Origin of the sequence: Sterolibacterium denitrificans, assembly GCF_900174485.1 — a bacterium.
Taxonomy (GTDB): domain Bacteria; phylum Pseudomonadota; class Gammaproteobacteria; order Burkholderiales; family Rhodocyclaceae; genus Sterolibacterium; species Sterolibacterium denitrificans.
This window is the reverse complement of record NZ_LT837803.1, coordinates 1,493,970-1,503,204: the sequence shown is the minus strand read 5'-3', so window position 1 is coordinate 1,503,204 and position 9,235 is coordinate 1,493,970. Positions and strand designations below refer to the sequence as shown.

9 protein-coding genes are annotated in these 9,235 nt (G+C 64.4%); 1 reads left to right on the top strand and 8 read right to left on the bottom strand.

Translation table 11 applies throughout. From position 1 onward, the window contains the following. Window positions 1–33: 33 nt before the first annotated feature. The gene (locus tag SDENCHOL_RS06890) at window positions 34–477 is read right to left on the bottom strand and encodes a bacteriohemerythrin (protein WP_154716551.1); all 444 of its coding nucleotides are present in this window, start codon (window positions 475–477) and stop codon (window positions 34–36) included. A gap of 369 nt (window positions 478–846) precedes the next feature. On the opposite strand from SDENCHOL_RS06890, the gene SDENCHOL_RS06885 reads away from it, so the two are divergent. Then, window positions 847–2,052 (top strand): sensor domain-containing diguanylate cyclase, encoded by a 1,206-nt coding sequence (locus SDENCHOL_RS06885; RefSeq protein ID WP_154716550.1) that lies wholly within the window; start codon window positions 847–849, stop codon window positions 2,050–2,052. Window positions 2,053–2,077: 25 nt separating this feature from the next. Here the strand turns inward: SDENCHOL_RS06885 and glp are convergent, their stop codons facing one another. From glp to ligA, 7 genes are all read right to left on the bottom strand, one after another. Further along, a complete protein-coding gene (gene glp, locus SDENCHOL_RS06880; RefSeq protein ID WP_154716549.1) occupies window positions 2,078–3,358 on the bottom strand; it encodes a gephyrin-like molybdotransferase Glp in 1,281 nt (426 codons plus the stop codon). Continuing rightward, on the bottom strand, window positions 3,355–3,951 hold the full coding sequence (gene mobA, locus SDENCHOL_RS06875; protein ID WP_154716548.1) for a molybdenum cofactor guanylyltransferase MobA: 597 nt from the start codon (window positions 3,949–3,951) through the stop codon (window positions 3,355–3,357). The genes glp and mobA overlap by 4 nt, the downstream gene beginning before the upstream one ends. Before the next feature lie 27 nt (window positions 3,952–3,978). Beyond that, on the bottom strand, window positions 3,979–5,067 hold the full coding sequence (gene moaA, locus SDENCHOL_RS06870) for a GTP 3',8-cyclase MoaA (protein WP_197706949.1): 1,089 nt from the start codon (window positions 5,065–5,067) through the stop codon (window positions 3,979–3,981). Window positions 5,068–5,163: 96 nt separating this feature from the next. Continuing rightward, window positions 5,164–5,766: a histidine phosphatase family protein gene (locus tag SDENCHOL_RS06865; protein WP_154716546.1), complete on the bottom strand. Its 603-nt coding sequence runs from the start codon at window positions 5,764–5,766 to the stop codon at window positions 5,164–5,166. After that, window positions 5,763–6,317 carry a hypoxanthine-guanine phosphoribosyltransferase gene (locus SDENCHOL_RS06860; protein WP_154716545.1) on the bottom strand — a complete coding sequence of 185 codons (555 nt, stop codon included), beginning with the start codon at window positions 6,315–6,317 and terminating at the stop codon, window positions 5,763–5,765. Before SDENCHOL_RS06860 ends, SDENCHOL_RS06865 begins: the two co-directional genes overlap by 4 nt. After that, the gene (gene galU, locus SDENCHOL_RS06855; RefSeq protein ID WP_154716544.1) at window positions 6,314–7,183 is read right to left on the bottom strand and encodes a UTP--glucose-1-phosphate uridylyltransferase GalU; all 870 of its coding nucleotides are present in this window, start codon (window positions 7,181–7,183) and stop codon (window positions 6,314–6,316) included. The genes SDENCHOL_RS06860 and galU overlap by 4 nt, the downstream gene beginning before the upstream one ends. After that, complete coding sequence (gene ligA, locus SDENCHOL_RS06850) at window positions 7,180–9,225, bottom strand: NAD-dependent DNA ligase LigA (RefSeq protein ID WP_154716543.1); 2,046 nt, start codon at window positions 9,223–9,225, stop codon at window positions 7,180–7,182. The genes galU and ligA overlap by 4 nt, the downstream gene beginning before the upstream one ends. Window positions 9,226–9,235: the final 10 nt, after the last annotated feature.

The window sequence follows — 9,235 nt, the reverse complement described above, 5'->3', positions numbered from 1 at the left end:
GGGGGGGGGTAAAGTCATAAAGCATCCATACCGTCAGCGCACACCTTGGATATTGAGTTGCCGCCCCAATTCTCGATCAGTGACCTGTATGTGCGACAGCCACCATTCCTTGAGAAAGTTGTTGAGCATCACATCTACCCCAGCCACCCCAGCAGCATGCTGAGCCTGCAAACGCTCGATATGCTGCCAATAGCCCAGATGCGCCTGAACGTGTGAGGCTTCGGTCAGCCCCTTTTCAGGCAGGTACGTATACATCAACGACTCTTCCGTCTGAAAATGATACGCAGCATATTCCTGGAATTCCTGCAGCAATCCACTCAACCTGGCATCGTGAAACAGGGCGGCTACACCGTGCGCCTGACACAACACGTCAAGGCGTTTCAAAAGCGCCAGCAGATGCTTATGTTGCTCATCGATCGCCAAAACTCCGACGGCATAATCGTCATGCCATTCGAGACCATCCCGTTTGTCGGCCATTCAGCCCCCTCGTCTTATTCTTTTGTGGCGGGAAAAACAGGGAGCACTGTCACCTGTTGCCAAGGCATTCTGGTACGGTTGCCTTTCCTTATGCAATATATAGCCATTGCATACGGAAGGGCAACCGCATACTGGACTTCCCCCGAAATTTCGTCTGCCAAGGGTGACATAAAATCGACGTCTCTTTTGAAAAGCAGGCTCAGCAGCGTTGACGACCGAGTGGTGACGCCCGAGAAAATGGCGTTGTCGAGGCTGCGGGGCTGCAGTGCCGGACACCTACCGCGAACAGCCTTCCTGGGCCGACATGGATTCATGCGATTGCCATCGATCAATTTGCCGTTTCACGCCAACCTGGGATAGAGTCGCCACATGATTCCTACCTTGCGCCGTGCCCTGCCCGTCGTCATCGTGCTGGCCTATCTGCTGATCGGTCTGCTCGTCCTTTTGTCATTCAGGCTGAATCTGCCGGCGACGCCTGGCGCTCAGGTCGGCACGCTGCTGTGGACACATCTGCTTGCCTACTTCGCCATCGCCGGACTGACCCATCTGCTGCTGCGCCAGTTCGCGCAAGGCATCCCTCGATCGGCGCAGACGCCAGACCGGCAGCAGCAGACTGCCGTCGACACCACCGAGCATCTGCGCGCCGAGCGCAACCGGCGGCTGGCCATGGCCGTATTCGAAAGCACGGCCGAGGCCATCATGATTACCGACGGCGGCAATCGCATCGTCATGGTCAATCCGGCCTTCTCGCGCATCACCGGCTACAGCCCGGAAGAAGTGGTTGGCCAGTCGCCGAACATACTCAGCTCGGGACGCCATGACGGCAAGTTCTACGAGGACATGTGGCGCAGCATCCTGCAAACCGGCAGCTGGTCCGGCGAAATCTGGAATCGCCGCAAGGATGGCAGCCCCTATATCGAATGGCTGACCATCACCGCGCTGCGCTCCAGCGAGGAGAAGCCGCACTTGTCCGATCTGGAAGGCTGCTACGTCGCCACGTTCACCGACATCACCCTGCGCAAGGAAACCGAGGATCAACTGCGCTTCAAGGCCAACCACGACATGCTGACCGGGCTGCCTAATCGCAGCCTGTTCGAGGACCACCTGCAACTGGCCATCTCCCACGCCAAGCGCTACCACCGCAGTTTTGCCCTGCTCTACATCGATCTCGATTACTTCAAGAACGTCAATGACACCATGGGACATGCCGCCGGCGACGCCCTTCTCGGCGAAGCCGGCAAGCGCATGGCGCTGTGCGTGCGCGAATCCGACACACTGTCACGCCTGGGCGGCGACGAGTTTGCCGCACTGCTCTCCGAAATCAACAGCATCGAGGAAATCGAGGACATCGCCAGACGCGTCGTCAGCACCCTGGATCAGCCCTTCCAACTGGAGCAGGGAATCGCCAGGATTTCCGGCAGCGTCGGCATCGCCATCTATCCGCAGCACGGCACCCGCGCCGACGAGCTGAAGGAAAATGCCGATCTGGCGCTGTACACAGTCAAGAAAACGACCCGCAACGCCTACCTGATTTATGCGCCGGAAATGAAAGAGGACAAAGAGATCGCCGGCTGATGGATGAACGCCGGTCTGCTTCTGCTCAGACCAGGCCGTCCATCAACTGGACATCGACCAGTTCACCGGCGGCAACACCGTTGCACTCCGTATCGAGCACGATGAAGCAATTGGCCTCGGCCATCGAACGCAATATCCCCGAACCCTGCGCGCCGGTCGCCTTGACGCGCCATTCGCCGTTCTCCTGGTACAGCGTACCGCGCTGAAACTCGGTGCGGCCGCGCCCCTTCCTGAGCGGCTCGCCGCAGGGCACGCGCAGGATCGGCCCAACCGTCGACTCAGCCGGCACCCCCATCATCCTGAGCAGGGCCGGGCGCACGAACTGGTAGAAGGACACCATCACCGCCACCGGATTGCCGGGCAGGCCGAACAACCAGGCGCCCTCCCCATCCTTGCCGATCCGGCCGAAAGCCATCGGCCGGCCGGGCTTCATGGCGATCTTCCAGAACGCCACTTCACCCAGCTTGGACATCAGCTCACGCACGAAATCAGCATCGCCCACCGACACGCCACCGCTGCTGACGATGGCGTCGGCATGCTGCGCGGCTTCGAGCAGCGCGGCTTCGAGCGCGGCCGGCTCGTCGCGCACCACGCCCATGTCGATGACTTCGCAACCCAGGCGGGTCAGCATGCCCCACATCGAATAACGATTGCTGTCGTAAACCTCGCCGGCCCGCAGCGTCTGGCCGAGCGAAGCCAGCTCGTCGCCGGTCGAAAACAGCGCCACGCGCACGCGCCGGCGCAGCGTCACCTCCGCCTGACCCAGCGAAGCCAGCAGACCGATCTCGGCGGGACGCAGCAGCTTGCCCGCCTTCAGCGCCGGCTCGCCGGCACGCAGATCCTCGCCGGCGCGGCGCAGATTCTGGCCCTGGCGCTGGCCGTCGGGAACGATGATGGTGTCGCCCGCCTCGAGCCGAACCACTTCCTGGATGACGACGGTATCGGCGCCATCGGGCAGCACGGCGCCGGTCATGATGCGCACCGCCTCGCCCTGCCCCACGGTACCGGCAAACGGATGGCCGGCAAAGGCCGTGCCGGCCAGCTTCAAGGATGTCTCGCCGCCGCCGGCCAGGTCGGCATGGCGCACGGCATAGCCATCCATCGCCGAATTGTCGTGTGCCGGCACGTCGAGCGGCGCAATCACGTCGGCAGCCAGCACGCGGTCCAGCGCCTGGCGGACGAAAGCGCGTTCGCAACCCGGCACCGGCTCGACCAGCGAGAGGATCAACTGACGCGCGCGGTCGACCGGCAGCGAGTTGGGATCGTAATCGTCGGCGCAGGACAGCGCATCCATCAGCAAGCTCATGAGTTCTCCAGATTCTGTAGTTCTTCGAGGGTATTGATATTGGCAAACGGCATCTCATCGGCAAACGGCACGACGGCCACCTTCAGGCCGGCCAGCCAGGCGCCGATCCTGCACTCGCCGCCGGCGAGAAAATCCGTCAACCTGGCCAGCAATTCGCGCCGGCAGAGCATGAAGGCGTGCTGCATCCGCCCCCCGGCCCCGGCCACGGCCAAGTCGGCTTCTTCGGCCGCCAGCCCGGCCTGCAGGCGCGCCACCAGATCATCCGGCAGCAGCGGCGCATCGCAGGGCACGCAGGCCAGCAGCGGCGTCGGGCAGGCTTGCAAGCCGGCATGCAGGCCGGCCAGCGGCCCGGCATAGCCGGGAATCACGTCCCCTATCACGGGCAGGCCGAAGCCCGCATAGGCGGCTGCATGATGATTGACGTTGAGCAGCAGGGTATCCACCTGCGGCGCAAAACGCTCGATGACGTGCGCCAGCAGCGGGCGTCCGGCGAATGTCTGCAGGCCCTTGTCGGCCCCACCCATGCGCCGCGCGCGCCCGCCCGCGACGATCAGGCCGGTAATGGCGGAGGCGGAAGCAGAGCGGGCGGACATGGTTGCAGAAGCGCCGGCAACTGGCCGCTAGCCGCCGATATAGGACATTTCGATTTTCTGCAGTCCCGGCGTGTTGGCGTTGCGGCGTTCGGAGTAGTTGTCGTTGCGCACGCGCCACATGGCGGCCAGCGAGGCGATGATTTCCTCATCGCTGCTGCCATTGCGCAGCATGGCGCGCAGATCGTGGCCCTGCTGGGCGAACAGGCAGGTGTAGAGCGAGCCATCGGTCGACAGCCGCACGCGCGTGCAGGTCGCGCAGAAAGCCTGGGTGACCGAGGAAATCACGCCGATCTCGCCGCCGCCATCGCGATACCGCCAGCGCTCGGCCACCTCGCCGAGATAATTCGACTCGGCGCATTCCAGCGGCAGTTCGGCATCGATGCGCCGCACCACTTCCGCCGAAGGCACGACCTCGTCAAGCTTCCAGCCGTTGCTGGAGCCGACATCCATGTATTCGATGAAACGCAGAATGTGGCCGCTGCCATGGAAATACCGCGCCATCGGCAGGATGGCATGGTCGTTGGCCCCGCCCCTGACCACCATATTTACCTTGACCGGCAAACCCGCCGCCGCCGCCGCCTCGATACCGCGCAACACTTCGGCCACCGGGAAGTCGACATCGTTCATCCGGCGGAAAGTCGCATCATCCAGCGCATCGAGACTCACCGTCACCCGCTGCAGACCGGCCGCGCGCAGCCCCTGGGCCTTTCTCGTCAGCAGCGAACCGTTGGTGGTCAGCGTCAGTTCGAGATCCGGGATGGCCGCCAGCATTTCGATCAGATACTCGATATTGCGCCGCAACAGCGGCTCGCCGCCGGTCAGACGAACCTTGCGCACCCCCATGCTGCTGAAAATGCGCGCCACACGGACGATCTCGTCGAAGGAAAGAATCTCGGAACGCGGCAGAAAAGGATAATCGCGGCCGAACACCGTCTTCGGCATGCAATAGGTGCAGCGGAAATTGCAGCGATCAGTGACCGAAATGCGCAGATCGCGCATCATGCGCCCACGTACATCGGCTGCGGCCAGCACGGCGCCGGGCGGCAGATCGGGCACAGAGCGCGCAACGACGCTGGCCGCAGCCAAAGCCTCTGCGTCCTTGCCGCCTGTCTGCATCAATGGAATGACCCGGTAAGTCATGGCTGTCGCGGTTGCACCGAATCGGCGGCCCGGACACTGCGGCAGCAGCGACGCAATGCCCGAGCAAATTATTCAGGAATCGGTGATTATAGCGCTCTCTTTCTCCGCCACCGCCACCGCATCCAGCCACAGGCATTCGCCATTCCCCGGCTTGTGGCCGAGCAGCGCATCGCGTGGCAGGCCGCGAAGCTGGCGCGTGACCACATCGAGCACCCAGCCATGGGTAATCACCAGCAGCGGCCCCGGCTGGGCGGCGATCTCCCCCAGCGCGGCCAGCACCCGGTCGGCGAATTCGTCCATGCTTTCGCCATCGACGAACTCGGCCGCCGGATTGCGCTTGAGAATCTGCTGCAACAGCAGCGGATTCAGCTCGGCCAGCTCGATCTTCGGTACCCCCTGGATGATGCCGAAATGGCGCTCCTTCAGGCCGTCATGGCAGCGCGGCGGCGGCAGGCCGAGCCGATCGGCAATGATGCTGGCGGTTTCCAGCGCCCGCAGCAGCGGGCTGGACCAGACGGCAACGAAGCCGCAAGCGGAAAAATCCGCCGCCAGACGTTGGGCCTGCGCGCGCCCGGCCGCGTTGAGCGGCACGTCGCTCCAGCCCTGCAGAATGCCGGCGGCATTCCAGTCCGTCTCGCCGTGCCGGGCAATACAGAGGCGTGCGCCTCCATTCATGTGGCCGGCGGTCTCAACGCATGAATCGAGGGCAAATTCCGCCACATGCCGTCGACATCCATGCCGCAGCCGAACACATAGCAATCGGGCAGGGTCAGGCCGACGAAATCGGCGGTCAGCGGCTTGCTGCGGCCGATCTGCTTGTCGGCGAGCACGGCGGTGTACACCGCCGCCGCGCCCTGTTCGAGCAGCCGCGCCTTGATTGCCGCCAGGGTGATGCCTTCGTCGAGTATGTCGTCGAGCACCAGCACGCTGCGTCCGGCAACCGGCAGATGCGCATCGCGCACCCATTTCAGTTCGCCGCCGCGAGTCGCGCTGCCGTAGCGCGAGACATGCACGTAGTCGCACTCGAGGGGGAATTGCAAACGCGGCAGCAATTGTCCGGCAAACACCACGGCCCCGCCCATGACGGTGAGCACCAGCGGACAGGCATCGGCAAGCTGCGCGCCGATGGCGGCTGCGAGGCGATCCAGCGCGGCAACGACGGCTTCCGCGCTGTGGATCAGCTCGGCTTCGGCGAGTATCCGCCGCGCTTCCGCTGCCTGCATCAGGCTTGCCGTCCGGCGAGATAATCGGCGAATTCGCCACCGACATCGGGGTGCCGCAGGCCGAACTCGACCATGGCCTGCAGATAGCCGAGCTTCGAGCCGCAGTCGTAGCGCACGCCGTCGTAGCGATAGGCCAGCACCTGCTGCTCATTGAGCAGCGCGGCAATGCCGTCGGTGAGCTGAATTTCGCCGCCGGAACCCGGCGTCACGTTTTCCAGGTAATGGAAAATGCGTGGCGTCAGGATGTAGCGTCCGACCACCGCCAGCGACGAGGGCGCTTCCTCGGGACTCGGCTTTTCGACGATGGCATGCACCTGCTCGATCCGCTCGGCCAATGGATGCGCCGCGACGATGCCGTAACTGCCGGTATCGGCGCGCGGCACTTCCTGCACGCCGAGCACCGAGCAATGGTAATAGTCGTAGACGTCGACCATCTGCTTGATGACGGCCGGCTGGCCGTCGAGCAAGTCGTCCGCCAGCAGCACGGCAAACGGCTCGTTGCCGACCACCGGCCGGGCGCACAGCACGGCATGGCCGAGGCCGAGCGCTTCGGCCTGACGGATGTAGATGCAGTTGATGCTCTTCGGCAGCAGTCCGCGCACGAAGTCCAGCACCTCGTGCTTGCCGCGCTGCTCGAGCTCGCTTTCCAGTTCGTAGGCCTTGTCGAAATGATCCTCGATCGAACGCTTGGAGCGACCGGTAACGAAGATCATGTCGGTAATGCCGGCGGCCGCGGCTTCCTCGACGGCGAACTGGATCAGCGGCTTGTCCACGACGGGCATCATTTCCTTGGGACTGGCCTTGGTCGCCGGCAGAAAGCGCGTGCCCAGACCGGCGACGGGGAAAACGGCTTTGGTGACTTTTTTCATGACGACAATAATTCCATGAGTTGTGATTCATCGAGGATGGCAACGCCCAGCGCCCGGGCCTTGTCGAGCTTGGAACCGGCATCGGCGCCGGCAACCAGGTAATCCGTCTTCTTCGATACCGAACCGCTGACCTTGCCGCCATGCGCCTCGATCAGCGCTTTCGCCTGTTCGCGCGTCATGTCGGGCAGCGTTCCGGTGAGGACGAAAACCTTGCCGGCAATCGCCGAGAGGTGCTGCGCCGTCGGCTGTTCATGCGGCCAATGGAGGCCGGCGACGCGCAATTGCTCAATGACGCCGAGATTATGCGGCTCGCTGAAGAAATGGACAATCGAAGCCGCAACGATCGGCCCGACATCCGGCACCTCGGTCAGGCTCTCCTCGCCGGCCTCGAGCAATGCTTCGAGGCTGCCGAAATGACGCGCCAGCGCCCTGGCGGTTGCCTCGCCGACATTGCGAATGCCCAGGGCGTAAATGAAGCGCGCCAGCGTCGTGGCCTTGCTCCGCTCGATGGCGTCGAGCAGATTGACGGCGGACTTTTCCGCCATGCGCTCGAGCCTGACCAACTGATCCAGTTCGAGCCGATACAGATCGGCCGGCGTGCCGACCAGCGCCGAATCCACGAGCTGCTCGACCAGCCTGTCGCCCAGCCCCTCGATATCCAGCGCCAGACGCGAAGCGAAATGCAGCAGGGAGCGCTTGCGCTGCGCGGCGCAGTACAGACCGCCGGTGCACCGCGCCACCACCTCGTCCTCGGACTTCTCGATGGCCGAGCCGCACACCGGGCAAGCCTCCGGCATGGCGAATTCCGCAACCATGATCGGACGGTGCTCGGGCAGGCTGGCAACGATTTCCGGAATCACGTCGCCGGCGCGGCGCACGATCACCGTATCGCCCACCCGCACATCCTTGCGCCGGATCTCGTCCTCGTTGTGCAGCGTGGCATTGGTGACCGTCACGCCGCCGACGAACACCGGTTTCAGTCGCGCCACCGGCGTCAGCGCCCCCGTGCGGCCGACCTGGATCTCGATGGCTTCCACCGTGGTCAGCGCTTCTTCGGCGGGATACTTATGCGCCACCGCCCAGCGCGGTTCGCGCGTGAGAAAACCGAGCCGGGCCTGCAGCTCAAGTGAATTGACTTTGTAGACCACGCCGTCGATGTCGAACGGTAAGCTGCCGCGCAGCTCGCGGATACGCGCATGGAAAGCCAGCAGACCGTCGACGCCCTGCACCACGGCACGATGTTCGCACACCGGCAGGCCGAAGGCGGCGAGCGCATCGAGCACGCCGGCATGGCTTGCCGGCAGTTGCCAGCCCTGCGTTTCACCCAGGCCGTAAGCGAAGAAGGACAGCGGCCGCTGTGCGGCGATTTTCGGATCCAGCTGACGTATGCTGCCTGCCGCGCCATTGCGCGGATTGACCAGCGTCGCCCGGCCCAGCGCGCGCTGCCGCGCGTTGTAGCGCTCGAAATCCGGCCGGCTCATGTACACCTCGCCGCGCACCTCCAGCACGGCGGGCAGCGCCGCCGCAGCGCCGTCCAGACGCAGCGGGATGCAGCGGATGGTGCGCACGTTCTGCGTCACCTCCTCACCACTCGCGCCGTCGCCGCGCGTGGCCGCCTGCACCAGGACGCCCTGCTCATAGCGCAGGTTGATCGCCAGGCCATCGAATTTCAGCTCGGCGGCATATTCGACGGCCGGATCGGTCTGCGCCAACTCCAGCTCCTTGCGCACGCGAGCATCGAAATTGCGCGCGCCGGCCTCCCCGCTATCCGCTTCGGTGCGAATCGACAGCATCGGCACGGCATGGCGCACCGACGCGAACTGCGGCAGCGGCTGGCCGCCGACGCGCTGCGTCGGTGAATCGGGAGCGACGAGTTCGGGGTGCGCCGCCTCCAGCGCCTGCAGCTCGCGGAACAGCTTGTCGTATTCGGCATCGGGAATGCCCGGCCGATCGAGCACGTAGTAGGCATGGTCGTGGCGCGCGATCTCGGCGCGCAAGACACCGATTCGTTCGGCGGCGGATGCGGATGGCGTCATGTCCATGGCCCGCGGC

What these genes read in the sequence shown, in the direction of transcription:
- mobA (WP_154716548.1), bottom strand. Translation starts at nt 3,951, where the DNA reads ATGTCCGCCCGCTCTGCTTCCGCCTCCGCCATTACCGGCCTGATCGTC.
- SDENCHOL_RS06890 (WP_154716551.1), bottom strand. Translation starts at nt 477, where the DNA reads ATGGCCGACAAACGGGATGGTCTCGAATGGCATGACGATTATGCCGTC.
- moaA (WP_197706949.1), bottom strand. Translation starts at nt 5,067, where the DNA reads ATGCAGACAGGCGGCAAGGACGCAGAGGCTTTGGCTGCGGCCAGCGTC.
- SDENCHOL_RS06885 (WP_154716550.1), top strand. Translation starts at nt 847, where the DNA reads ATGATTCCTACCTTGCGCCGTGCCCTGCCCGTCGTCATCGTGCTGGCC.
- ligA (WP_154716543.1), bottom strand. Translation starts at nt 9,225, where the DNA reads ATGGACATGACGCCATCCGCATCCGCCGCCGAACGAATCGGTGTCTTG.
- glp (WP_154716549.1), bottom strand. Translation starts at nt 3,358, where the DNA reads ATGAGCTTGCTGATGGATGCGCTGTCCTGCGCCGACGATTACGATCCC.
- galU (WP_154716544.1), bottom strand. Translation starts at nt 7,183, where the DNA reads ATGAAAAAAGTCACCAAAGCCGTTTTCCCCGTCGCCGGTCTGGGCACG.
- SDENCHOL_RS06865 (WP_154716546.1), bottom strand. Translation starts at nt 5,766, where the DNA reads ATGAATGGAGGCGCACGCCTCTGTATTGCCCGGCACGGCGAGACGGAC.